Here is a 24,380-nt window from a genome sequence, read left to right on the forward strand (position 1 = left end):
CGCCAGCGTTCAATCTGAGCCAGGATCAAACTCTTCAGTTCAATCTCTGTGTGGACCCTCGCGGGCCCTCGCTCTTTCGAGCGGTCGCTCACTCTCAGAAAACTGACTGACCAGATCCGAAGATCCAGTCACGTTTTGCTGTGCGAGCACTGATAACTTTTGAAGCATCACTGTCCGAAGACAGCGGCGTCCGCTACCCAGCGCCCACACTTATCGGTTGTTTGGTTGTTAAAGAACCTGGTCTTTCGACCGCGCCTCCGGCTTTGCCGTTAGCGTCGCTGCGTCAGCAGCAGAGAAAGCGATTATGCAGCGCTTTCTTCGTTTCGTCAACCGCTTCAGCAATCTTTTTCTGCTGCGGTCAACGCTGCAAACCTCGCTGCGCTGACCTCCCGGTCAACCCCGCAACCCTTGCTGCGACTGCTTTGCAGCGCTGCGTTGTGTTGCGAGGGGGCGAATATTAAGGGAGCCGTGCGGGCTTGGCAAGCGATTTCGCGAAATAATTCGAAGAACCCTCAAAAGCGGCGCTTACGCCGCAAATCTCGCGATGGCGACAGCTTTCGGCCGTGCCTCGGCTTAAGCTGACATCAACGGACTCACCCGTCCGAACCGCCTTCTCTTCTATATATAGGCGTCGAATGCCATCAGAGCAGTGGAAGGAGACAAGATGACCCAACCCGTGAAGCCTGGCTTGTCGCTGGTTGCCGGCAACACCGACATTCCCCTTTCCGACGAGACGATCCCGGCACTGGTGGCCCGGGCCGTCGCTGCAAACCCCGGCGGCCCGGCCGTGGTGTACCGCGAGCATGGCGTGCGCTGGAGTTGGGCCGAGTTTGCCGACCAGGTCGACCGCCTGGCCAGCGGCCTGCTCCAGCGCGGCATCCAACCCGGCGACCGCGTCGGTATCTGGGCGCCGAACCGGCCCGAGTGGCTGGTGACCCAGTTCGCCACCGCCCGTATTGGCGCAATCCTGGTCAATATCAACCCGGCCTACCGCCAGGCCGAACTGGAATATGCATTGAACAAGGCCGGCGTGCGCATGCTGATCACCGCCGCGCGCTTCAAAACCAGCGACTACCTGGGTACGCTGCAGGCGCTGGCGCCGGAGCTGGCCCAGGCGGAACCCGGCGCGCTACGCGCCGCGCGCCTGTTCAAGCTGAAATGGATCGTGCGCATGGGTGCGGAGGCCACGCCGGGCATGCTGAACTACGAGGCACTGCTGGCCGAGCCGGATGCGGTCCGGCTGGACGCCATCACCGCCACCCTCAGTCCGCACGACGCCATCAATATCCAGTTCACCAGCGGCACCACCGGCAACCCCAAGGGCGCCACGCTTACCCACCACAACGTGGTCAACAACGGCCGCTTCGTGGCGATGGCAATGCGCCTCGGGCCCAGTGACGTATTGTGCATCCCCGTGCCGCTCTATCACTGCTTCGGCATGGTGCTGTCGGTGCTGGCCTGCGTTTCGGTCGGGGCCTGCATGGTCTTCCCCGGCGAGGCCTTCGATCCGCTTGCGACGATGGAGGCAGTCAGTGCGGAACGTTGCACTGCCCTGCACGGCGTGCCGACCATGTTCATCGCCCAGCTCGACCACCCAGAGTTCAGCCGTTTCGACTTCTCCACACTGCGCACCGGCATCATGGCCGGGGCCCCCTGCCCGATCGAGGTGATGAAGCGCGTAGTGGCCGATATGCACATGGCGGAGGTCACCATCGCCTACGGCATGACCGAGACCAGCCCCGTCTCATTCCAGAGCGCCACCGACGACCCGCTCGACAAGCGCGTCTCCACCGTCGGCCGGGTGCAGCCGCACCTGGAGTGCAAGGTGGTCGACGCGCTCGGCCAGATCGTGCCGACTGGCACCACCGGCGAGCTGTGCACCCGCGGCTACTCCGTGATGCAGGGCTACTGGGAAGACGAGGCGCGCACGCAGGAGGCGATCCGCGACGGCTGGATGCACACCGGCGACCTGGCCACCATCGACGACGAGGGCTATTGCAATATCGTCGGCCGGGTGAAGGACATGCTGATCCGCGGCGGCGAGAATATCTACCCGCGCGAGATCGAGGAGTTCCTGTTCCGCCATCCCAAGGTCCAGGCGGTGCAGGTATTCGGCGTGCCCGACCAGAAGTACGGCGAGGAAGTCTGCGCCTGGATCGTGCTCAAACCCGGCCAGACGGCCACCGAGGAAGAAATCCGCGCCTTCTGCCGCGACCAGATCGCCCACTACAAGATCCCGCGCTATATCCGCTTTGTCTCGGAAATGCCGATGACTGTCACAGGAAAGGTGCAGAAGTTTGTCATGCGCGACACCATGATTCATGATCTGGGGCTTAAGCCAGGCGCAAGCGCGTAGGCAGATTCACCGCGGGATCATCCATGACCATTCGAATCGTGAAACTGGGTTCGCCACGCGAGGCCGATGAAGGCCTGCGTATCGGCACGGTACGGCGGCCGCCGCGCGGCGTGCCCAAGTCCGAGTTTGCCAGCCGCGATTTCTACGATGTCTGGTATCCCGCGCTATCGCCATCGCCCGAACTGGTGGCGCAGGCGCTGGCGGCCAGCAACGACAAAGAATGGCGCGCGTTCGTCAGGCACTTCCGCAAGGAAATGGCCGAACCGGACGCGAGCCGCACGCTCGACCTGCTGGCCGCGCTGTCGCACCAGACCAACTTCTCAGTCGGCTGCTATTGCGAAGATGAGGCGCATTGCCATCGGTCCGTACTGCGCGAGTTGCTGGCCGAACGTGGGGCCGTGATCGCCTGATCCCACCCGCCGTGCTCCGGGGGTAACCCCGGAGATTCCTTCCCAGCATTCGCAATCTGATGGCCCTGAACGTAGTCTGGCTCGGTTTTTTCCTGATTTCCTTCGTCGCCGCCTGCATCCGCCTGGCCAGCGGCGACCTCGCCGTCTTCCCGGCGATGCTGGCCAGCCTGTTCGACAGCGCGCGCACGGCCTTCGAGATCGCGCTCGGCCTGGCCGGGGTGATGAGCCTGTGGCTGGGCATCATGCGCATCGGCGAGCGCGCTGGCGTGGTCGACGCCTTTGCGCGGCTGGTGAACCCGCTGCTGCGCCATTTCTTCCCCGGCGTGCCCCAAGGCCACCCGGCGCAGGGCGCGATGATGATGAACGTGTCGGCCAACCTGCTCGGCCTGGACAACGCCGCCACGCCGCTCGGCCTGAACGCCATGCGCGAGCTGCAGACGCTGAACCGGCGCCCGGACGTCGCCACCGACGCGCAAATCATGTTCATCGTGCTGAATACGGCCGGACTGACACTGATTCCGACTTCGGTGATCGCGATCCGGCAGGCGATCGCGGTCAAGCAGGGGCTGGTCGGCTTCAATGCCGCCGATATCTTCCTGCCAACGCTGCTGGCGACGGGGGGCTCATGCCTGGCGGGGCTGCTGGCGGTGGCCTGGGTGCAGCGGCTCAACCTGTTGCGGCCGGCCGTGCTGGTGGCGTTCGGGCTGGTCGCGGCGCTGCTGGGAGGCATGTTCGCCTGGCTGCGCCACGCCCCGCCGGAGCAGGTCGGCAGCGTGACCGCGCTGGCGGGCGCCGGCTTTATCCTGTCGCTGGTCACCCTGTTCCTGGTCTGCGGCGCGCTGCGGCGCGTCAATGTCTACGAAGCCTTTATCGAAGGTGCCAAGGAAGGTTTCGGCGTTGCCGTGCAGATTATTCCTTATCTGGTGGCGATCCTGGTCGCGATCGGATTGTTCCGGGCGACCGGCTGCATGGACGTGCTGATGGGCTGGCTCACGCTGGGCTTTGCCCACCTGGGCGTCAATACCGATTTCGTGCCCGCGCTGCCGGTGGGGCTGATGAAGATCCTGTCGGGCGCGGGCGCGCGCGGGCTGATGGTCGACGTGATGACGACCTACGGCGTGGACTCGTTCCAGGGCCGCCTGGCGGCGATTATCCAGGGATCGACCGAAACCACCTTCTATGTGCTGGCGGTCTATTTCGGCAGCATCAATGTGCGCAACACCCGGCATGCGCTCGGATGTGCGCTGGTGGCGGATGCGGCCGGCATCTTCTGTGCCGTAGGCGCTGCTTATCTGTTCCGCTAGTGCCGTTGGCGCCGGGCAATTCCGAGCTGTTGCATCAATGCAACGCCATTGTGCTTATCACCAGACATTAACACATGGGTCACTTGGTGCGTCGCAACAAAGCGTGTATAGTGAAGTCTGTCTCCTCCACCACCTCGGTGGATTCCAACCCACGCACAACCTGCGTGGGTTTTTTTTGCCCTGTCGCCGGCCACTGCAACCAGCGTTGCTCGGATTAGGCTGGCCAGGCGCCGAAACTGTGCTTTGCGCACCTCAGCGGCCTTGCGGCGCTCAGTATCGGTGCAACCACCCGGCCGAATCGCCCCCCAACGCCGGCTTTGTTGCACCGCACCAACCCGTGTCGTAGAGTGGCTAGGCGATGGGCGGCCAACCCGGCCCGCCTTCGTTACATCTGGCCCGCATGTTCGCCACCGCCCGCCTGATCCAATACTGGCCCGAAAACGCGCTGCTCCGACGCGGGACCATTTATGCGCTGTCGTTCCTGGCCTTGGCCGGCGTGGGCTGGCTCACCGGCGAGCAGGGCTACCTGTGGTCGGCCACCGCCTCCATCTGGACTTGCCTGGCAGACCGGCCGGGGACCGCGTCGGCGCGGTTCTCAAGCGTGGGCGCGGTCGGCATCGGCGGGGCAGTGGCGAGTGCGCTGGGCGTCGCGGTGGCGCCCACGCCGTGGCTGGCCGTGCTGGTCGTCATGGCGGGCGGTCTTGCCGCGGGGCTGGCGGAAACGCGCGGCCCGGCCAGTGCGCTGGCGGCCAAGCTGCTCTATGTGGTGCTGGTGGCCGCATGCCTGCAGCCGGTCACCGGGCCGGACCTGGCGGCACAGGCGCTGCAGGGCGGCCTGGACTACCTGCGCGGCGGGGTGTTCGCTTGTGTAGCCTGCCTGGCGCTGATCCCGTCCGCACGCGACGAACGACCGCACGCCGAAGTACTGGCAGCCTACGACGCCCTGTTGCGGTTCGCCGCGGCGCTGGCGGACACCGCCCACGGCAGCGATCTGGCCGCCTGCAAACAGGGCGTCCGCAACCGGATCGAAGCCGCACGCCTGGCCATCGCGGCGCGCCGCAGCCTGCGCGACAGCTCCAGCCCACTGCACCATGCCTATGCGGTTGGCGTGGCCGACGCCCTGTTCGCCCTGCTGATTGTTGCCGGCGAACTGCGCGAGCGCGCCGGCGCCGTCCACGGCCTGCCCCTGCGCCATATCGCGCGCAGCGTGGCCGATGCCCGCGAGCAGGTCAGCCAGGCGCTGGATCGCCACACCCCCGACCTGCCGGCACTGAGCGCCGCACTGCGCCACGAAGTGCGCCGCCTGACCGCGCCGGGCGCCAACACCGGTGCCCCGCCTTCCTATCAGTCTGCGTTGTCGGCCCTGGCGCGCCATCCCGATTTCGATGCCTGGCGTGCCGGCTTTGCCTGGCCGTGCCGGGGCCTGAGCCATGGCCTGGGCCGCATGCTGCGCGCGCTGGCCGACCACGCGGCACGCGACGCCCTGGCCGCGCGCCACGCCCTGCGCCTGGCGCTGGCCGGCAGCCTCAGCCTGGTGCCGGCGCAGCTATGGCACCTCGACCACGGCTACTGGGTCGCGGTGACGGTGATCATGGTGCTCAGCCCGCAGCGGCAGACCACGCGGCAGGTGTCGCTGAAGCGGTTCGCCGGCTCGCTGGCTGGCGCGCTGTGCGCATGCCTGATCGGCCTGCTCCATCCGGCGCCCCCGGTAGCACTGGGCATCAGCGCGGCCTTCCTGGCCGGCGCCTACGCCACTCGGCTGGCCGGGCAGCCGGGTGCATTCGCCTTCTGCCTGACACCGGCGGTGATCCTGTTCTCATGGGTGGGCGCACCGGCCATCGACAGCAGCCACTTTGCCGCGCTGCGTGGGATCGACACTGCGCTGGGCTGCCTGATCGCGCTGGCCACGTACTATGTGCTGGCCCCGCGTGTGGAAATGTCGCGCGTGTTCCGCCACGCCGTCGACGCGGTGGCTGTCAATGCGGTCTACCTGCGTGCCGCCCTGGGCGCCAGCCGAGTGGCCGATGCGGCCACGGCACCGGCCGTCCCGCGGCTGGAAGCCTTGCGCATCGCTGCCGGCCGCGCCTCCACCCGCGCCGAGCACACGCTGGCCCAGTCCGCCCCCGCCCTGGCGCCGGACTATGCGGGCGCCTACAAACGGGTGCATGCGACCGCGCGCCGCATGGCGGCGCTGGCAGGCGTGGTGCGAGCCGGGGTGGAGTCGGGCGCTTTCCCGCTGCCCGCCGGCGTCGAAGTGCGCGCGCTGATGGCAATGCTCGAAGCGCAACTGGCCGAGCTGGCCATGCGCCCGGGCCTGGCCGAGCGCCCCGGCACCGCCGAACCCGCGGTCCTGCCGCGCTGCGCCGCAGGCACCATCGACGCCTTCCTGGCCGAGCAGGCCGACTATGCCGCCGCGCATCTCGCCGCCGCGCACGCCGCGGTAGCAGACCTGCGCGCGCTGGGGCCCACCGCGCGCAAGCCGCTGGGGCGCCGGCGGGCGCACAGCGGCTGAGCAAAGGGAAGCAATCTGGCAGCAGCACCGGCCGCCGCCGCACGCGCGGCGAGGGAAGCCTTTACGGAACGCGACGATGACCTAGAATAATTGAATACCCGCCGCCAGCACGAGGCACGCCATGTCAGACATCACGTTCCCTCGCAGCCTCCCGACCTACTGCGCAGCCAGCCTGACGCTGTCCTGTCCCGCCACGGTCAACGGCAGTCCCACCCTCTATTCCGTCACCGCCGAGGCCCTCGAGGCCCATTTCGGCGCGCGCTCGCCGCGTGAGGAGGACCTGGTCGCCGCGTTCACCAGCAACCGCCAGCGTATCGAGCGGCTGGCCGAAAGCCTGTTCGAGCTGACCGAGGCGCGCGAGATCGTCCTGCGCAGCGGCCATTTCCGTTTCGCGGGCTAATCTGCACCGGACACCGATCTAAGACACGAGGGGCGATGCCGCCCCGGCGCCCGCACGCGCTCAGTCTGCCTTGGCTTCGCCACGCACCAGCAGCACCGGCATGGTGGACTGGCGGATCACCGCTTCGGCCACGCTGCCCAGCATCAGCCGGCGCACCCCGCGCCGGCCGTGCGTGCCGATCACTAGCAGGTCGGCGCCCCACTGGCGCGCGGCCTCGTTGATCGAGGCACCGATATCGCCGGGCACCGGCGCTTCGCTGACCAGCCGGGCTTCATGCGCCACGCCGGCCGCGGCCAGCCGCTGCGCCGCCGCTTGCAGCGCGCGCTGGCCGCTTTCCTCGAACGCCTTCTGCAGTTGGCTCGGGTCGTAGTAGCCGGCATCGAACATGGGCATGTAGTTGTCGACGACATAAACCGCCAGCACGGTGGCGCCGCCCGGGACCGCCACGCGGATGGCCTCGCCCAGCGCCAGATCGGACGTGCTGCTGCCGTCCACCGCTACCACGATCTTGCTGTATGCCGCGCTTGCCATATGCGTTACCTCCGTAGACAGGAACTTGAACAGAAACAGGAAGACGGCGGCAACGCCGCCCACGCTTCGATACTACACGTGCGGCAGTCGCCACGTGCCTGGTCGGATCAAGGCAGCAGCACGAAAAACGGGCCTCCACCTTAAATTGACCGACCGGTCGGCTTATATATAATAGGGCCAGCCGCCACCCGCGGAACGAACCTCACGATTCGCGCGGCACCCCGCCAGAGGAGGCCCCATGTACACCCAGAGTCTGGACCTGCCCGGCCAGCACGCCGAACCGGGCCAAGCCCACGCGCCCCAGGATGACGCTGCCCGCCAGGCCGCGTTCGATGCCTGCATGGCCGCCGACGGCAAGATCGAGCCGCAGGACTGGATGCCCGCCGCCTACCGCAAGACGCTGGTGCGCCAGATCTCGCAGCACGCGCATTCCGAGATCGTCGGCATGCTGCCCGAGGGCAACTGGATCAGCCGGGCCCCGTCGCTCAAGCGCAAGGCGATCCTGCTGGCCAAGGTGCAGGACGAAGGCGGCCACGGGCTCTACCTGTATTCCGCCGCCGAGACGCTGGATGCCTCGCGCGACGAACTGGTCGACGCGCTGCACAGCGGCAAAGCCAAGTACTCCTCGATCTTCAACTACCCGACGCTGACCTGGGCCGATGTCGGCGTGATCGGCTGGCTGGTCGACGGCGCGGCGATCATGAACCAGATCCCGCTGTGCCGCTGCTCGTACGGCCCGTATGCGCGCGCGATGATCCGCATCTGCAAGGAAGAGTCGTTCCACCAGCGCCAGGGCTTCGACGCGCTGCTGGCGATGATGCGCGGCACCGACGCCCAGCGCGAGATGGTGCAGGACGCGGTCAACCGCTGGTGGTTCCCGGTGCTGATGATGTTCGGCCCGCCCGACGCGGCCTCGACCAACAGCGCCCAGACCATGGCCTGGGGCATCAAGCGCATCTCCAACGACGACCTGCGCCAGAAGTTTGTCGACGCCACGGTCGAACAGGCGCGCGTGCTCGGCGTGACCCTGCCCGACCCCGGCCTGCAATGGAATGCCGAGCGCGGCCACTATGACTACAGCCCGCTGGACTGGGACGAGTTCTGGCGCGTGATCAACGGCGACGGCCCCTGCAACAAGGAGCGCCTGGCCACCCGCGTCAAGGCGCACGAGGACGGCGCCTGGGTGCGCGAGGCCGCGCTGGCGCACGCCGCCAAGGTGGCCGAGCGCGAAGCGCGCGAATGCCGCGCCGCCGCCTGACCCCGCACCCCCGTTAACGAGGTCGGAGGAGACAACGATGAACCGCAAGGAATGGCCGCTGTGGGAAGTGTTCGTGCGCAGCAAGCAAGGCCTGGAACACAAGCATTGCGGCAGCCTGCACGCCGCCGACGCGCAGCAGGCGCTGCACATGGCGCGCGACGTCTATACGCGGCGCCAGGAAGGCGTGTCGATCTGGGTGGTGCCGTCCGCGGCCATCACCGCGAGCGTGCCCGAGGAAAAGCCGGAGCTGTTCGACCCGATGGCCGACAAGATCTACCGGCACCCGACGTTCTACCAGCTGCCCGACGAAGTCAATCACATGTAAGGGCCCTGCATGATCACTGCGCCCCCACCACCCACCGCGCCCGCCACGCTGGACCACCTGCCGCCGGTGCGCACCGCCGCGCTGCGTTACCTGCTGCGCCTGGCCGACAACGCTCTGGTCCTGGGCCAGCGCAACGCCGAATGGTGCGGCCACGGCCCGGTGCTGGAAGAGGACATCGCGCTGGCCAATATCAGCCTGGACCTGATCGGCCAGGCACGACTGCTGTACGGTCGCGCCGGCGAGCTCGAAGGCGAGCTGACCGGCCTGCCCCGCCATGAGGACGACTACGCCTACTGGCGCACCGAGCGCGAGTTCCGCAACTGGACGTTGCTGGAGCTGCCGCACCGCGGCCCGCTGGCCGGAAATGCGGCCGCCGAGCGCGACTACGCCGTCACCATCATGCGCAACTTCCTGTACAGCGCGCTGATGGTCGAGCTGTGGCAGGCGCTGCTGGCGAGCCGCGATGAGCAGGTCGCCGCCATTGCCGCCAAGTCGGTCAAGGAAGCGCGCTACCACCTGCACCACGCCGCCGGCTGGGTGGTGCGCCTGGGCGACGGGACCGAGGCATCGCACGCACGCATGCAGCACGCGCTGGAGCACCTGCTGCCCTATATGAACGAATGCTTTGCGGAGGACGCGGTGGAAGCCGAAGCTGCCGCGCAGGGCATCGGCATCGTCACCGCCACGCTGCACCCCGCCTGGGACGCCACCGTCGCCAAGACGCTGCAGGCCGCAACGCTGACGTTGCCGCCGGCCACGAGCTTTGTCTCGACCGGCAAGCACGGCGTGCATTCCGAGCATATGAGCTACCTGCTGGGCGAGATGCAGGGGCTGGCACGCGCCCATCCGGGCGCGCAATGGTAAGCGCACGCTTCGCCGCCACGGATTGACCAGCATGAACGTCCCCACCCTCCCCCGCCGCAACGATGGCGCGGCCGACGGCCCCACCGAGGACCGCCTTGCGCGCGCGTGGGCGGCGCTCGAAGCCGTGCCAGACCCGGAGATCCCGGTGGTGTCGATCCGCGACCTGGGCATCCTGCGCGATATCACCGCCGCATCGGATGGCACCCTGGAAGTGGTCATCACCCCGACCTACTCCGGCTGCCCGGCGATGTCGCAAATCGCCGAGGACATCGGCCAGGCGCTCGACACTGCCGACCTGGCGCCCTGGCGCATCCGCACCGTGCTGGCGCCAGCCTGGACCACTGACTGGATCACCCCGGGTGCGCGCGAGCGCCTGCGCGAATTCGGCATCGCACCGCCGGGCCAGTGCGGCGCGGCCGCCGCCGCGCAACCGCTGCGCTTCGCGCCTCGCGCCACCCGCGCCGGCGCGCCCGATACCGTGGCCTGCCCGCGCTGCGGCAGCGTGCATACGCAGGAGATCTCGCGCTTCGCCTCGACCGCATGCAAGGCGCTGTACCGCTGCCTGGACTGCCGCGAGCCGTTCGACTATTTCAAACCCTACTGAGCCCCGCCGGGCCGAAGCCAGGCTGCCATGACCCCACAGTTCCACCCGCTGCGCGTAGCGCAGGTGCGCCCCGAGACCGCCGACACCATCTCGATCGCATTCGAGGTGCCGGAGCCGCTGCGCGACGCCTACCGCTTCACGCAGGGCCAGTTCCTGACGCTCAGGGCGCCGGTCGATGGCAAGGACTTGCGCCGCTCGTACTCGATCTGTTCGGCGGTGCAGGACTATGACGAGCACGGCGAGCTGCGCGTGGCCGTGAAGCTGGTCGAGGACGGACTCTTTTCCTCGCACCTGCACGACTCCATCGCCCCCGGCCAGGTGATCGACGTGATGACGCCCGACGGGCGCTTCCATGTGCCGCTCGATCCCGCCGCCGCGCGCCACTACGTGGCCTTTGCCGCCGGCAGCGGCATCACGCCGGTGCTGTCGCTGATCCGCACCACGCTGCAGGCCGAGCCGCTCAGCCGTTTCACGCTGGTCTACGGCAACCGCAACGTCGACAGCATCATCTTCTCCGAGGCGCTGGAAGACCTGAAGAACCAGTATCTGGCGCGCTTCACGCTCTACCACGTGCTGTCGCGCCAGCCGCAGGAGGTCGACCTGCTGCACGGCCGGCTCGACCATGCCCGCGTGAGCGCCTTCCTGCAGACGCTGATCCCGGTGGAAGATATCGACGCGGCCTTTGTCTGCGGGCCGGCCTCGATGATCGACGAGGCGGAGGCGGCGCTGCGCGATGCGGGCCTCGATCCGCACCGCATCCATGCCGAGCGCTTCGGCGTGCCGCTCGCGCAGGCCAGGCGCAAGCCCGCCCCCGCCCACACCGATCATGCCGGCACGGCCGAGCTGGTGGTGGTGCTCGACGGCAAGCAGCACAGCTTGCGCCTGCCGCTGGAAGACGCCAACGTGCTCGACACCGCGCTGGCCGCCGGCCTGGACCTGCCTTTTGCCTGCAAGAGCGGCGTCTGTTGCACCTGCCGCGCCAAGGTGCTGGAGGGCCAGGTGGAGATGGAAAAGAACTACACGCTCGAGCCGTGGGAGATGAAAAAGGGCTTCGTGCTCACCTGCCAGGCGCGCGCGCTGACGCCGCGGGTGGTGGTCAGCTACGACGAGCGCTGACCGCGGCCGGCGCCGTGGCGGCGCGTACGCGTACAGACAATGGCCGACATTGACCATCACCGGCCGTGATTACAATGGCGGCAGGCCGGCATCCGGCTGGCGCGATGCTTGCAGGAGGATGACCGGCTGGCAGTGCCAGCGAACCGTCCCACCCATATACAATCACGGCCATGCAATATATCCACGTCGTCAACGGTGATGTAGCAGGCACGACCTTGCGCCAGGCCCTGGCCCAGGCAGCGCGGCCCGACCCAGTCGTAGTGCTGCGCGACGACCTCGCGGTGGGACCGCTGGCAGACATCGACAGCACTGGGCTGATCCGCTCCGGCTTCTGGCAGCGGGTGGCCCCGCACACGGACATCGACTTCGCCGCCGAGATGCGCCAGGCGCTGGACCAGCTCCAGGCGCTGCGCCAGGACGACATGGAAGTTGCGATCTGGCACGGCCAGAGCGCGGCCGACCAGCTGATGCTGCGCCGGGTGGTGTTCCACCTGTACCAGGCGCCGCAACGGATCAATGAAGTCGCCATGGACCTGCGCGAGCTCGAAATGCCCGCGCAAGGCAACCTCGCGGCCATCGGCATGTACTCGCCCGCGCGGCTGGCGCGGCGCTTTTCCACCATTGCGCCGGTCTCGGTGCTGCGGCTGGGGCGGCTGGGCTACGAGTGGCAGCAGAACGTCAAGGAAAACGCCGACGTGCGCCTGTGGAAAGGCAACACGCTGGTGCCGGCGGCGTACCACACCATCGACGAAATCATCATGGAACGCGCCCCGCTCGAATGGACCCCGGCGGCGCAGGTGGTGGGCAGCGTGATGGGTGCGATCGAAGGGCTGCTGGCCAGCGACTGGTTTGTGTTCTGGCGCTGCCGCGAGCTGATCGCCATGGGCCAGCTGGTGCTGCGCGGCAACGCCGACTCGCTCGAGACCTGCGAACTGCGCCGCCACTCAGGGACCGGCGGCGAATAATCAACAATATGGCCCGTACCAAGGCACCCGATTTCGAGGCGCAGCGCGAACAGATTCTGGACCTGGCCGCCGCCGCCTTCGCCAACAGCAGCTACCCCAGCACCTCGATGGCCGACCTGGCCGCCGCCTGCGGCACCTCCAAGGCGCGGCTGTACCACTATTACGAGAGCAAGGAAGCGATCCTGTTCGACCTGCTGGACCGCTACACGCGCCGGCTGATGCTGCTGGTCACCGAAGTGGAGGCCGACGCCGAACGCCACGCCCGCAGCGACAAGGAAGCCTTCGCCAACCTGATCCGCGCCTTCCTGGCGGAGTATGAGACTTCACAGACCCGCCACGTTGCGCTGATCAACGACGTCAAGTTCCTGGCCGACACCCAGCGCGACCTCATCCTCGGGCGCGAGCGCGACGTGGTGGCCGCCTTCTCGCGCCTGCTGCGCCGGGCCTATCCGGAGCGGGTCACGCGCGATAACCAGACCGCGCTGACCATGACCGTGTTCGGCATGATCAACTGGACGTTCACCTGGCTCAAGCCGGGCGGACGGCTGTCGTACGCGGAGTTTGCCGAGATGGTAGTCGACCTGCTCGAAGGCGGCCTGCCCGGGCGGGCCGTGGCGGGGCGCTGATCCCCGCCCGTCACGCCCTTCCCGCCCTGCCTCCAGGACCTCAGGTCCACTCTGCTTCCTCACGCTGGCGCCGCTGCTCGCGGTCCTGGCGGAACATCTCCTCCAGCTCGTCGCGCGCCTGGCGCGCCAGCGAAACCAGCTTTTTCTGATCCGTGTAGTGCGGATAGAAGCGGTCGATCGCCTGGATGTTGTGGCGCCGGAAACGCAGCGCCACGTTGCGCGCCTCGGCCGGGTCGAAACCCAGCCCTTCCAGCACGCGCCGGCCCAGCATCAGCGAACCCTCGAACAACTCGCGCTCGAACAGATGCACGCCGCGGTCCTTGAGCTGGTAGACGTGCGACACATGTCGCGCCCGCGCGTAGATCTGCAGCTCCGGGAAGCGCTCGCGCACGCGGTCGATCAGTTGCAGGCTCTCGTCCATGCCGTCGATCGCCACCACCAGGATGCGCGCACGGGCGATGCCGGCGGCTTCCAGCAGGTCCAGCCGGGTGGCATCGCCATAGAAGACCTTGAGGCCGTACTGGCGCAGGAACTCAATCTGGTCCGGGTCGTGGTCCAGCACCGTGACGCCCACACCCTGGCTGTACAGCAGCCGCCCGATGATCTGGCCGAAGCGCCCGAAGCCGGCGATCAGCACCGGGTTGTCCTGCGGCGTGATGGCCTCGCCCGCGCGCGCGCGGCGCCCGCCCAGGCGCGGCGCCACCAGCTGGTCGTAGGCCAGCAGCAGCAAGGGCGTGGCCACCATCGACAGCGCCACCACCAGCACCAGCAGCGCTTCGGTCTCGCGCGGTAGCAGGCCCGCGCCGCCGGCGACGCCGAACACCACGAAGGCAAACTCGCCGCCCTGCGAGATCAGCAGCGCGAACAGCAGCCGCTGGCCGCGGGCGATGGCGAAGCGCTTTGCCAACAGCGCCAGCACCACCGTCTTGGCCGCGACAACGGCCACCACCAGCCCGAGAACCAGCCACGGCGAGCGCGCCAGCACGGCAAAGTCGATCGACATGCCGACCGCCATGAAGAACAGCCCCAGCAGCAGGCCCTTGAACGGCTCCAGGTCGGCCTCGAGCGCGTGGCGGTATTCCGAGTCGGCCAGCAGCACGCCGGCCAGGAAAGTGCCGAGCGCCATCGACAGGCCCACCGCGTCCATCATCAGCGCGATGCCCACCACCAGCAGCAGCGCGAACGCGGTGAACATCTCGCGCATGTCGGTGCGCGCGATAAAGCGCAGCGCCGGCCGCACCAGGTAGCGGCCGCCGGCAACCACCAGCCCGATCACCGCCACCGCCTTGCCCGCGGCCAGCCAGCCGGTTGCGCCCGCCGCGCCTTCGGCGCCCTGCGTGGCCAGCAGCGGCAGCAGCGCGATCATCGGGATCGCGGCGATGTCCTGGAACAGCAGGATGCCGAAGCTGGCCGCCCCCGCCGGCGTGCCGAACAGGTTGCGCTCGGTCAGCGTCGCCAGCGCGATCGCGGTCGACGACAGCGCCAGGCCGAGGCCGGCCACCAGCGCCACCTGCCACGGCGCGCCCGCCAGCGCCGCGGTTACGCCGATCAGCAGCGCGCACGCGGCCATCTGCGCGCCGCCGTAGCCAAAGATGCTCCGCCGCAGCGCCCACAGCTTGCGCGGCTCCAGCTCCAGGCCGATCACGAACATCATCAGCACCACGCCGAACTCGGAGAAATGCAGGATCGATTCGACATTGGTGACCAGGCGCAGCGCGAACGGCCCGATCGCCGCCCCCGCCAACAGGTAGCCCAGCACCGCGCCCAGGCCGCTGCGGCGCGCCAGTGGCACCGCAACCACGGCCGCGACCAGGAACACCAGCAGCGCAATCAGGAAGTCGTGCTGGTTCATGCCTGCACCTCCACCGGGGCCGCATCGGTGCCCAGCCGTCCGCAGACATGGGCAATATGGTCGGCCAGCGCCAGCGCGTCGGCATTGTCGGCATCGTGCAGCACCACCGGCGGCAGCCAGTTCATGCCGCACAGCAAGGCGGTCTGCTCCAGCGGCAGCAGGAAGTCCTCGATCGGACGGCCATGGATGCCATCCGACCCATACGAATCGGCGGTGCCGCCGGTGCTCACCACCGCCAGCATCGACTTGCCGCGCAGCGCCGTGCCGCCGGGGCCGAAGGCCCAGCCCGCCTCCAGCACCTCATCCAGCCAGAGTTTCAGCAGCGCCGGCACGCTGTACCAGCGCACGGGGTACAGCAGCACGACCGTGTCCGATACCGACAGCACGCGCTGCTCGGCGACGACGTCGATGTCGTAATCCACATAACTGCGATAGAGGTCGCGTACCTGAACCTGCGGCAACGCCGCCAGCGCATCGGCCAGCGGCCGGTTGACGCGCGAACGGCTGGGCGTGGGATGCGCGTAGATCACAACGATTGGGGGCTCGGTCATTGGAAGGCGATCGGCTGGTAGGAGAGAGCGGATGATCGGGGATGCGGCGGCCGATTGCCGCGTTGCACCAAATCCACAGTTGATGGCGCGCAACAAATCATCACATTTTTTCAAGCCATTGATTTTATTCGATTTATCGCGCGCATGAGTCGATACGCAGACCTGTTGCGGCGCAGGAAGCTTACGCCGAACTGACAATTCCACTACAATACTTTTCGCGCTGTATCAAGATGGTGTTTCCCCCGAGTCTTGCACCGAGCCAGGGAAAAGTGCCTGGCGGAACACCAACGCAGTGCTATTTTTATCTGTGACTGCACCAGGAAGGAAATAATCGTGAACCCGCTCGAACTGAGCAAGGCCGTCGGCGCACTGACCGACGAAGATCTGCGCAAGGCAGCCGAAGCCGCACAGGCCACCCACCGCGCCACCGTCCTGGTGCGCGAGCTGGCGGCCCATCACCGCTCGCGCCTGCTGAAGCATTTCCTCGCCCTGGGCGAGGAGGATCGCCTGCTCCGTTTTGGCCAGTCCGTGGGCGATCACGTGATCGAAGCCTATGTCGACAGCATCGACTTCGACCATGACTCCGTGTTCGGCGTCTACGACGACAAGCTCGAGCTGGTCGGCGTGGGCCACTTCGCCAACCTGCGCGACAACGCCCAGGGCCGCGTGGCGGAGTTCGGCGTGTCGGTATCGCGCAGCGCCCGCGGGCGCGGCATCGGCAGCGCGCTGTTCGAGCGTGCCGCGATGCACGGCCGCAATACCAATGTGCGGACGCTGTACATGCATTGCCTATCGCGCAACGCGGCGATGATGCACATCGCCAAGAAGGCCGGCATGAAGGTCCAGTACGCCTATGGCGAGGCCGACGCCTACCTGGAACTGCCGCCCGCCGACACCGTCAGCCGCCTGACCGAGGCGCTGGACGAGCAGCTCGCCGACCTGGACTACGCGGTGCGCCGCAACCTGCGCGACGCGCGCCGCTTCGGGCTGCGCTTCTGGCGCACCATGGTGCCGCAGAAGCATACCGCCTGACCCAGCCCTTCGCGGCTTTCCTGCCAGACGGCGCATCGCAACGATGCGCCGTTTTTGTTTCAGGCCGTCAGGCGGCGCCGCCCACGGGCAGCGCCGTGGTGTCTTTGATGCTTTCCAGCGCAAAGCTGGAACGCACGTCGATCACCGAGGGGTGCGCCAGCAGCTGTTCCTGCATGAAGCGCGCGAAGTGTTCCATGTCTTCGACGTAGACCTTGAGCAGCAGGTCCATCTCGCCGGTCATGGCATGGCACGCGGCCACCTCCGGCCAGACCGCGATCGACGCGCGGAACAGGTCCAGCGGCGCCTTGCCCTTGGGCGCGCCGCCATGCTTTTCCAGCCGCACGTTGATATAGGCCAGCAGGCCCAGCCCGATCTTGTTGGGCTCCAGCAGCGCCGCGTACTGCCGGATCACGCCGATCTCTTCCAGCCGCCGGATACGGCGCAGGCAGGGGCTGGGCGACAGGTTCACGCGCTCGGCCACCTCCAGGTTGGTCAAACGGCCGTTGGTCTGCAGCACTTCCAGGATCTTCCGGTCGATCTTGTCCAACTCCACCTTGCTCACGATATTGTTGCTCCGCAATATGTTTATTGGCAATTTTTTTGCGCAAATTTAGCAAACCGTGCACAAGTACGCAATTTTTTGTTTGATTGCCCCGATCCAGCCCCCGTCCGCACCAGCCGGCGGCCTCATTGGTCACTCATGCAGCAGCCGGTCGGGCTGGGCAACCCTGTTGGCGCGGGCGTATTGCCATCGCGCCCGCCGACCGGGAGCAGGCAAGGATGGTGCCAAGCCCGGCGCACAGGGAAGCGGCATTCTACGGGCGTTTGCCACGCAAGTCAGAGGCTTCCTGGTACCCGCACCGCCTGCGGGCCGGCGGCGCTGCAAAAAGACGGCGCAAAAGAAAAAAAGCGCGCGACCCCTAGGGGTGCGCGCGCTTGCTGATGTCAGCGGCAGGACGTTCTGGCCGCCCTGGCCTGGGATCAGCCGCCGCTGGTGGACGGCGCACTCGGGGTGCCCGGCGCGGGCTGGCTGCCGCGCTGGCCGCGGTCACCGCGTTGGTGGTCGCGGTGCATCTTCTCCATGCCAGCGCGGATCTCGTCGCGGGTCAGCTTGCCGTCGTGGTTGGCATCAAGCTGGTCAAAGCGCTTGGCCAGGCGCGGCAGGCCGGCGTTGGCCTCGGCCTTGGTCAGCGCGCCATCGCCGTTCTTGTCGGCGGCCTTGAACTTCTCGTCGAAGGCGGCCTGCATGCTGGCGTGGCGCTCGGCCATGGTGGCCTTGCGGTGCGCTTCTATCTCGGCCTTGTCGATCTTGCCGTCGCGGTTGGTGTCGAGCTTGTTGAACCACGCGTCGGCTTCCGCCTTGGAGATCGCACCGTCGCCATCGGTATCGATGGACTTCATCCACATGCCGCCACCGTGGCCCATATGGTGATGGTGGCCTGGCTGCCCGGGCTGGCCGCCAGGCGCGGCAGGCGCGGCAGGCGCGCTGGCCTGCGCAAAGGCGCCACCGGCGACCAGGAGGGCGGCCGATGCGGCCAGGAACTGCTTCAGGATCTGCGGCTTGTGATTGCGTTGCATGTCTGGCTCCTTGTCATCACGTTTGGCATGTACGGATTAGAACGCAGACGATGCAAGTAAGTTGGCGCTTTTAATACGATGTTACCCGGCTCACAGAAAAGCCCGACGCCGTAAGGGAACGCAATCCGGTGCGAATATTCGCTTTCCTGCAGGGTTAATGCTTCGGGACCAGCGCACCGTCGGCCGCGGCCGGCGGGACCATCGTCGCGGGCTGGTACTGGCGGGGATCGGCCATCTGGGGCTGCGCTGGCTGAACCGGTTGGGCCTGGGGCTGCGTGGGCGGGCTTTGCGGGGGCGGGGCCGGCTGGCTGACCATGGGCGCCGGCGGCGGCATCGGGGTCGCCATCGGAGCCGCGGCACCGGCCGGCGGCGTGGGCAAGGCAGCCGCCGCGGCGGATGGCGGCGCGCCGCGCGTGGCGCCCGCCTGCAATGGCAGCACGATCTCCTGGCGCACGCCGCTGCGCTCGATCACGACCGAGCGCTGGCGGATTTCCGCCAGCCGGATCTGCTGCGACAGCGACGCACCAGCGCGCACCGCCTTGGGCGGGCCGCCGTCCAGCGACACGATCGCCGCGCCCGCGCCGCCGCCCACCTCGGCCACCACGCCGAGCAGCTGCACGTCGCGCGGGCCGCCCTGCGCCGAGCCGCCGAACAGCGTGGCCACCGCGCCGGTCTCGACCGCCTCGGTCTGCGCCACGCGCGCACTCTGCGGGACCGGGATGGTGCGCATTGCGCTGAAGGTCAGCGCCCAGTAGGTGGCCAGCGCGCACAGCGCGATAAACAGCACCAGGCTGGCCAGGCGTGGCAGCCAGGCCGCCGAGGCATCGAAGCGAAAGTCAGGCCGGAGAGAGAGTTGCACGGAACGGTACCCTTGGCGCGGGCGATAACGCAGAAGTGCGGACGCGCCAAGCGTACCAGAGCCTCATGATACTGTCTGTCGCGCTGCCGCTCGGATCAGGCTCAGAGCAGATCGTCCAGCAGGTCGGGCCCGAACACTTCGCGGTCGATATGCGCCACCGGCACGCCCGCGCCGACCAGCGCATGGCGCTGCGCCTGCATGAAGCCGAGCGGCCCGCACAGGTAGAAGCGGCCATCGACAAAGCGCTGCAGGTCCGGCTGGCGCAGCAGCTCGCCCACCGGCATGGTGCCGGCGTGGTCGTAGTCGCGGCCGGCGGCATCGCCTGCGTCCGGGGTTTCGTAGCTGATATGCGTGACCAGCTGCGGCAGCCGCTCGCGCGCCCACTGCAGGTCGGCGCGATGCGCGTGATGGCGGCCGTTGCGTGCCGCATGTGCGAACAGGATCGGACGCTGCGAGCCCTGCGCGGCCAGCGTGCGCAGCACCGACAGCATCGGCGTGATGCCGATCCCGGCCGACAGCAGCACCAGCGGGCGGCGGCCATCGAGCGCCGGCGTAAAGTCGCCGAACGGCGCGCTTACCTTCAGTTCCGTGCCTTCGTGGGCGTTGGCGTGCAGCCAGTTGGAAACCGCGCCGGCCGGCGTGGCGTGGTCGCCGTCCTCGCGCTTGACCGAGATGCGCCAGGTCGGCAGCCCGCTTTCGCCCGACAGCGAATACTGACGCAGCTGGCGCGTACCGTCGTCCAGCCGTGCCTCGACGCTGATGTACTGACCGGGGCGGAATTCGCGCAGCGGCCCGCCGTCAGCGGCGGCCAGCGTCAGCGCCACCACCTGCTCGCCCTGCGCCTCGCGGCGGATCACGCGTACCGGCGTCAGTTCGCCGGCAGCGACACCGGTGCGCTGGTACAGGCGCGCCTCGGCGGCAATCATATCGCCCGCCAGCAGCCAGTAGGCCTCGTCCCAGGCGGCCAGCAGCGGCGGCGTCGCGGCCTCGCCCAGCACTGCGGAGATGGCGCCCAGCAGGTAGCGGCCGACGATCGGGTAGTGCGCGGGGGTCAGGCCGACGGACGCGTGCTTGTGCACGATGCGTTCGATCACCGGCGCCAGCGCCGCCGCGTTGTCGATATTGGCGCCGTAGGCAAACACGGCCGAGGCCAGCGACTGCTGCTGGCTGCCGTTGGCCTGGTTGCCCATGTTGAACAGCTGCGTCAGCTCAGGCCGGTCCGCGAACATCTCGCGGTAGAAATGGGTGGTGATGGCCAGGCCATGCTCGCGCAGCACGGGGACGCTCGCATCGATATAGGGGCGGGAAGCGGCGGACAGCATCAGGTAACACTCCGTTCAATATCATGCATATTACATGCATGTTTTACTCACAATAAAACCGGCGCTCGTCGGCGCCTGCGCGGACAAGAATCCGCTCAGGCCGAACGCCGGTTCAGGAAATCGCGATGCAGCCGGATGATCGACTCGGCCGTCTGGCTGCCGGTGACATCCGCCAGCGTGACATCGTCCAGCGCCCGGTAGAACGCCTGCTCGGCCACGTCCAGCGCGCGACGCAGCCGGCAATTGCCGTTCAGCGCGCAGGGCGGGTTGTCGCAGTCGATGATCGGCTTGTGGCCTTCCAGCTCGCGCAGGATGGTGCCGACGGTCAGCCGTTCGGCGCCCGGGCCCAGCTGCAGGCCGCCGTGGCGGCCGCGCGTGGCGGTAATCCAGCCCAGCTTCGACAACCGCGCCGCCACCTTGACCAGGTGGTTGTGCGAGATATCGAACTGCTGCCCCACCTCGGCAATGGTGATGGGCCGGCTGCCGTCGCCACGGGCGACGTACATCAGCAGGCGCAGCGCATAGTCGGAGAAGCGGGTCAGTTGCATCGTGCCGCCATCTTAAAAAAGATGTATCCAGGATGCAAGTTAAATCCGACGGCCACCCCGGGCTGTGACGCCGAGGCGCCAACGCCACCTCCCATAAAACAGTCATGTGGCGCCGGTTATACTGACTGGCGAACCCGGCCCGCCGCGTCTCCCCGAGCCGCGGCCAGGGCCCAGCCATCCAAGCAACGAGGTCCACAGACGATGCGCATTTCCACTACCCGTTCCGCCAGCCCTGCCCGTTCCGCATCCGCGCCCGTCCGGCATGCCCGCCGTGCGCGCGGCTTCACCCTGATCGAGATCATGGTGGTGATCGTGATCCTCGGCGTGCTGGCGGCGCTGGTGGTGCCCAAGATCATGAGCCGTCCTGACGAGGCCCGCATCGTGGCCGCGCGCCAGGACATCTCGTCGATCATGCAGGCGCTCAAGCTGTACCGGCTCGATAACAGCCGCTACCCGACCACCGAGCAGGGCCTGGCCGCGCTGGTGAGCAAGCCCACCACCGAGCCGGTGCCCAACAACTGGAAAGGCGGCGGCTACCTGGAAAAGCTGCCCAAGGATCCCTGGGGCCATCCGTACCAGTACCTGAACCCCGGCGTGCGCGGCGAGATCGACGTGTTCAGCTTCGGTGCCGACGGCCAGGCCGGCGGCAGCGGCAACGACGCCGATATCGGCAACTGGGAATAAGCGCGTCAGCGCCCCCCAACCTTCCATGACCACGGCGCCGCGTCCCCGCGCTCCCCGTCGGCGGCGCCGGGGCTTCACCCTGCTCGAACTGCTGGTGGTCATGGTGATCGCCGGCATTGTGATTTCCCTGGTGGCCGTCAATGCCTCGCCCAATGAACGCGGCCGCGTGCTGGACGACGGCCAGCGCATCGCGCGGCTGTTCGAGCTCGCGCAGGAAGAGGCGCAACTGGGCGCGCGCCCGATCGCCTGGGAGGGCGACGCCAGCGGCTGGCGCTTCCTGGAATCGACCCCCAATGGCTGGATCCCCATGCGCACCGATGTGTTCGCCCCGGGCCACTGGCGCCTGGCGCTGGACCGGGTCATCGTCGCCGAGGGCGGCCGCACCGCGGGCACCGGTGGCCCGCCCCGGCTGATCTTCGGGCGCGAGCTGATCGACGCCCCGCAGCGGCTGATCCTGGTGCGCGGCGAAATCCGCGTGGACGTTGCCGGCGACGGCAGCGGGCGCTATTTCGCCGGCACGCCATGACCCGATCCACCACGCGCCGGCGCGCGGCCGGCTTCACGCTGATCGAAGTGCTGGTGGCGCTGACCATCCTGGCGGTCGCGCTGACCGCCGCGATGCGCGCGATGGGCTCGATGGTCGATGCCAGCATGTCGCTGCAGACGCGCATGCTGGCGGAATGGAGCGCGGAGAACCACCTCGCCGCGCTGCGCCTGTCCAGGACCTGGCCGGAGCCCGGCGTCAGCGGCTACGCCTGCCCGCAGGGCGGCACGCCGCTGTACTGCGAGCAGTCGGTCTCGGTCACGCCGAACCCGGTCTTCCGCCGCGTCGAGGTCGCGGTCTACCCGTCCGCCACCGACAAGTCCGTGCGGCTGGCGTGGCTGGTCACCATCGTCCCCAATGAAACCCGCAACGTGCTCTGAGCGCCGGCGCGCGCGCAAATCTGGCGGCTTCACGCTGCTGGAGATGCTGGTCGCGATCACGCTGCTGGCGGTGATGGCGGTGATCGGCTGGCGCGCGCTCGACAGCCTGACGCGCAGCCACGAACGGCTCACCGACCACGATGCGCGCCTGGATGCGCTCAAGGTCCTTTACGGCCAGTTCCAGACCGATTGCGAACACCTCGCCGACCCCACGCTGCTGCAAGCCAGCCCGGTGGAAATCGGCCAGAACCGCCTGCTGCTGGTGCGCGACCGGCGCGACGAAGGCCAGCCACCGGCGTGGCAGGTGCTGTCATACCAGCTCGACGGCAATACCCTGCTGCGCGTGGCCGCGCCGCCGGTGGACAATCGCGCCGCGCTGCAGTCGGCCATGCTGGCGCTGCGCCAGACCGGCGGCAACAGCGCCGCGCAGGTGCGGCGCGTGCTGGCCGACGTGGACGGCATGAGCGCGCGCGCATGGGTGGAGCCCGCCGGCTGGCAGGCCGATACCGGGCGCATCCGCAATGTGCTGTTCAGCGGCAACGCCGCCAGTGCGGTGGAGGCCTCAGCCGTCGGCGCCGCACTGCCCAACACCGCGGTGCGCGCGGTGGAACTGACCATCTTCGCGCGCATGGGCGGCGGCGACGCGCCGCGGCAGTTCCAGAAGATCTGCATGACCGGGCTATGAGCCACGCCCTCCGCCGCTCCCCTCGCTCCCTTCCCTGGCCCCGCCGCCAGCGCGGCGCCGCCGTGGTCACCGCGCTGCTGATGGTGACGCTGGCCGTGGTGGTGGTGTCGGGCATGCTGTGGCGCCAGCAGGTGCAGATCCGCGCCATCGAGAACCAGCGGCTGCTGGCCCAGGCCACCTGGATCGAGCGCGCAGCGGTCGACTGGGCACGCCTGATCCTGCGCGACGACCAGCGCCGGACCAATGTCGACGAACTGGGCGAGCCCTGGGCCGTGCCGATCGCCGAGACCCGGCTGTCAGACTTCCTCGGCGCGTCGCTGCGCACCGATGTCGCGGGCGAGACCTCGTTCCTGTCCGGCCGGATCCTCGATGCGCAGGCACGCTTCAACCTGGCCAACCTGGTGATATGGACCGCCACCGGCGCGGAGGGCGGCCGCATTGCCGCGATCGACCAGCCCGCGCAGGCGGCCTACCGCCGGCTGCTGCAGACCGTGGGCCTGAACCCGGCGCTGGCTGAGACCACCGCGCGCTACATGCTGCAAGCCGCCCAGGGCGGCAGCAGCGACGGTCGCGCCGCGCCGCGCCCGCTGGACAGCGTGCAGGGACTGCTGGCGCTGCCCGGCTATACGCCCGAGATGGTCGCGGTGCTGGAGCCCTTCGTCACGGTGCTGCCCGAGCGCACGCTGGTCAACGCCAATACCGCCGAGGCCGAGGTGCTGGCCGCGGTGATCGACAAGCTGCCCCTGGAGCGCGCGCGCGAGCTGGTACGCCAGCGCGACCGCGCCTACTTCAACAACATCAGCAACCTGCAGACGCAGCTTTCTTCATTGGCGCCGCAGGCGGATACCAGCAACCTGGGCAATATGCTCGACGTCCGCACCCACTATTTCCTGGTCTACGGACTGGTGCGCCATGAACGCGCCAGCCGGCTGCAGGTGTCGCTGGTGTTCCGCGGCGAGCCGCTGGGTGCCACCAACACCACCCGCGTGGTCTGGATCCAGGATGCGGACCGGCTGCCGGTTCTGCGCTGAATGTCTGAAACAATGCCGGCGAAGCCCGGATTTCTGCGGCGCC

26 protein-coding genes are annotated in these 24,380 nt (G+C 68.2%); 18 read left to right on the top strand and 8 right to left on the bottom strand.

Going from position 1 to position 24,380, the window contains the following annotated elements:
- Positions 1-664 precede the first annotated feature (664 nt).
- From K307_RS24235 to K307_RS24255, 5 genes are all read left to right on the top strand, one after another.
- The gene (locus K307_RS24235; protein WP_042883441.1) at positions 665-2,356 is read left to right on the top strand and encodes an AMP-binding protein; all 1,692 of its coding nucleotides are present in this window, start codon (positions 665-667) and stop codon (positions 2,354-2,356) included.
- 23 nt (positions 2,357-2,379) lie between these two features.
- Positions 2,380-2,766: a DUF488 domain-containing protein gene (locus K307_RS24240; RefSeq protein WP_042883442.1), complete on the top strand. Its 387-nt coding sequence runs from the start codon at positions 2,380-2,382 to the stop codon at positions 2,764-2,766.
- Between the two features lie 59 nt (positions 2,767-2,825).
- Complete coding sequence (locus tag K307_RS24245; RefSeq protein ID WP_042883443.1) at positions 2,826-4,070, top strand: nucleoside recognition domain-containing protein; 1,245 nt, start codon at positions 2,826-2,828, stop codon at positions 4,068-4,070.
- 400 nt (positions 4,071-4,470) lie between these two features.
- Positions 4,471-6,582 carry an FUSC family protein gene (locus K307_RS24250; RefSeq protein ID WP_042887362.1) on the top strand — a complete coding sequence of 704 codons (2,112 nt, stop codon included), beginning with the start codon at positions 4,471-4,473 and terminating at the stop codon, positions 6,580-6,582.
- A gap of 121 nt (positions 6,583-6,703) precedes the next feature.
- The gene (locus K307_RS24255) at positions 6,704-6,982 is read left to right on the top strand and encodes a DUF1488 domain-containing protein (protein ID WP_013958269.1); all 279 of its coding nucleotides are present in this window, start codon (positions 6,704-6,706) and stop codon (positions 6,980-6,982) included.
- A gap of 60 nt (positions 6,983-7,042) precedes the next feature.
- Here K307_RS24255 and K307_RS24260 read toward each other — a convergent pair whose 3' ends face one another.
- Positions 7,043-7,513 carry a universal stress protein gene (locus tag K307_RS24260; RefSeq protein ID WP_042887364.1) on the bottom strand — a complete coding sequence of 157 codons (471 nt, stop codon included), beginning with the start codon at positions 7,511-7,513 and terminating at the stop codon, positions 7,043-7,045.
- 238 nt (positions 7,514-7,751) lie between these two features.
- Here K307_RS24260 and paaA point away from each other — a divergent pair, with 238 nt between their 5' ends.
- The 7 genes from paaA (at position 7,752) to K307_RS24295 (ending at position 13,271) form a co-directional block, all read left to right on the top strand.
- Positions 7,752-8,771 carry a 1,2-phenylacetyl-CoA epoxidase subunit PaaA gene (paaA, locus tag K307_RS24265; RefSeq protein WP_042883444.1) on the top strand — a complete coding sequence of 340 codons (1,020 nt, stop codon included), beginning with the start codon at positions 7,752-7,754 and terminating at the stop codon, positions 8,769-8,771.
- A gap of 37 nt (positions 8,772-8,808) precedes the next feature.
- Positions 8,809-9,096 (top strand): 1,2-phenylacetyl-CoA epoxidase subunit PaaB, encoded by a 288-nt coding sequence (gene paaB, locus K307_RS24270; protein ID WP_022536879.1) that lies wholly within the window; start codon positions 8,809-8,811, stop codon positions 9,094-9,096.
- Positions 9,097-9,105: 9 nt separating this feature from the next.
- Entirely contained in the window at positions 9,106-9,960 is an 855-nt protein-coding gene (gene paaC, locus K307_RS24275; protein WP_042883445.1) for a 1,2-phenylacetyl-CoA epoxidase subunit PaaC, read from the top strand.
- A 31-nt stretch (positions 9,961-9,991) separates the two neighbouring features.
- Entirely contained in the window at positions 9,992-10,564 is a 573-nt protein-coding gene (gene paaD / locus K307_RS24280; protein WP_042883446.1) for a 1,2-phenylacetyl-CoA epoxidase subunit PaaD, read from the top strand.
- A 27-nt stretch (positions 10,565-10,591) separates the two neighbouring features.
- Entirely contained in the window at positions 10,592-11,680 is a 1,089-nt protein-coding gene (gene paaE / locus K307_RS24285) for a 1,2-phenylacetyl-CoA epoxidase subunit PaaE (RefSeq protein ID WP_042883447.1), read from the top strand.
- Between the two features lie 170 nt (positions 11,681-11,850).
- Positions 11,851-12,645 (top strand): DUF1835 domain-containing protein, encoded by a 795-nt coding sequence (locus tag K307_RS24290; protein WP_042883448.1) that lies wholly within the window; start codon positions 11,851-11,853, stop codon positions 12,643-12,645.
- An 8-nt stretch (positions 12,646-12,653) separates the two neighbouring features.
- Positions 12,654-13,271 carry a TetR/AcrR family transcriptional regulator gene (locus tag K307_RS24295; RefSeq protein WP_042883449.1) on the top strand — a complete coding sequence of 206 codons (618 nt, stop codon included), beginning with the start codon at positions 12,654-12,656 and terminating at the stop codon, positions 13,269-13,271.
- A gap of 40 nt (positions 13,272-13,311) precedes the next feature.
- On the opposite strand, the gene kefC is transcribed toward K307_RS24295, so the two are convergent.
- Positions 13,312-15,123 (bottom strand): glutathione-regulated potassium-efflux system protein KefC, encoded by a 1,812-nt coding sequence (kefC, locus tag K307_RS24300; RefSeq protein ID WP_042883450.1) that lies wholly within the window; start codon positions 15,121-15,123, stop codon positions 13,312-13,314.
- Positions 15,120-15,674: an NAD(P)H-dependent oxidoreductase gene (locus K307_RS24305; RefSeq protein WP_042883451.1), complete on the bottom strand. Its 555-nt coding sequence runs from the start codon at positions 15,672-15,674 to the stop codon at positions 15,120-15,122. Before K307_RS24305 ends, kefC begins: the two co-directional genes overlap by 4 nt.
- A gap of 333 nt (positions 15,675-16,007) precedes the next feature.
- Between K307_RS24305 and K307_RS24310 the strand changes: the two genes are divergently transcribed.
- Positions 16,008-16,706 (top strand): GNAT family N-acetyltransferase, encoded by a 699-nt coding sequence (locus K307_RS24310; RefSeq protein WP_042883452.1) that lies wholly within the window; start codon positions 16,008-16,010, stop codon positions 16,704-16,706.
- A 67-nt stretch (positions 16,707-16,773) separates the two neighbouring features.
- On the opposite strand, the gene K307_RS24315 is transcribed toward K307_RS24310, so the two are convergent.
- The 5 genes from K307_RS24315 to K307_RS24335 form a co-directional block, all read right to left on the bottom strand.
- Positions 16,774-17,268, bottom strand: a complete 495-nt coding sequence (locus K307_RS24315) for an Lrp/AsnC family transcriptional regulator (protein WP_010813460.1) — start codon at positions 17,266-17,268, stop codon at positions 16,774-16,776.
- Between the two features lie 419 nt (positions 17,269-17,687).
- Entirely contained in the window at positions 17,688-18,284 is a 597-nt protein-coding gene (locus K307_RS24320; RefSeq protein ID WP_042883453.1) for an EF-hand domain-containing protein, read from the bottom strand.
- Positions 18,285-18,438: 154 nt separating this feature from the next.
- On the bottom strand, positions 18,439-19,143 hold the full coding sequence (locus K307_RS24325; protein ID WP_042883454.1) for a general secretion pathway protein: 705 nt from the start codon (positions 19,141-19,143) through the stop codon (positions 18,439-18,441).
- 101 nt (positions 19,144-19,244) lie between these two features.
- Positions 19,245-20,465: a globin domain-containing protein gene (locus tag K307_RS24330; protein WP_042883455.1), complete on the bottom strand. Its 1,221-nt coding sequence runs from the start codon at positions 20,463-20,465 to the stop codon at positions 19,245-19,247.
- 95 nt (positions 20,466-20,560) lie between these two features.
- The gene (locus K307_RS24335) at positions 20,561-21,013 is read right to left on the bottom strand and encodes an RrF2 family transcriptional regulator (RefSeq protein ID WP_042883456.1); all 453 of its coding nucleotides are present in this window, start codon (positions 21,011-21,013) and stop codon (positions 20,561-20,563) included.
- 201 nt (positions 21,014-21,214) lie between these two features.
- On the opposite strand from K307_RS24335, the gene gspG reads away from it, so the two are divergent.
- Genes gspG through gspK form a run of 5 tightly spaced genes read left to right on the top strand, consistent with a single transcriptional unit; the run spans position 21,215 to position 24,337 of the window.
- Positions 21,215-21,697, top strand: coding sequence for a type II secretion system major pseudopilin GspG (gspG, locus tag K307_RS24340; RefSeq protein ID WP_042883457.1), 483 nt, complete (start codon positions 21,215-21,217; stop codon positions 21,695-21,697).
- Between the two features lie 25 nt (positions 21,698-21,722).
- On the top strand, positions 21,723-22,223 hold the full coding sequence (locus tag K307_RS24345) for a GspH/FimT family pseudopilin (RefSeq protein ID WP_042883458.1): 501 nt from the start codon (positions 21,723-21,725) through the stop codon (positions 22,221-22,223).
- On the top strand, positions 22,220-22,621 hold the full coding sequence (gspI, locus tag K307_RS24350) for a type II secretion system minor pseudopilin GspI (protein WP_042883459.1): 402 nt from the start codon (positions 22,220-22,222) through the stop codon (positions 22,619-22,621). Before K307_RS24345 ends, gspI begins: the two co-directional genes overlap by 4 nt.
- On the top strand, positions 22,599-23,306 hold the full coding sequence (locus K307_RS24355; protein ID WP_042883460.1) for a PulJ/GspJ family protein: 708 nt from the start codon (positions 22,599-22,601) through the stop codon (positions 23,304-23,306). The genes gspI and K307_RS24355 overlap by 23 nt, the downstream gene beginning before the upstream one ends.
- Positions 23,303-24,337 carry a type II secretion system minor pseudopilin GspK gene (gspK, locus tag K307_RS24360; protein WP_051975171.1) on the top strand — a complete coding sequence of 345 codons (1,035 nt, stop codon included), beginning with the start codon at positions 23,303-23,305 and terminating at the stop codon, positions 24,335-24,337. Before K307_RS24355 ends, gspK begins: the two co-directional genes overlap by 4 nt.
- The last annotated feature ends 43 nt before the right edge of the window (positions 24,338-24,380 follow it).

Source organism: Cupriavidus necator A5-1, assembly GCF_000744095.1.
Taxonomy (GTDB): domain Bacteria; phylum Pseudomonadota; class Gammaproteobacteria; order Burkholderiales; family Burkholderiaceae; genus Cupriavidus; species Cupriavidus necator_A.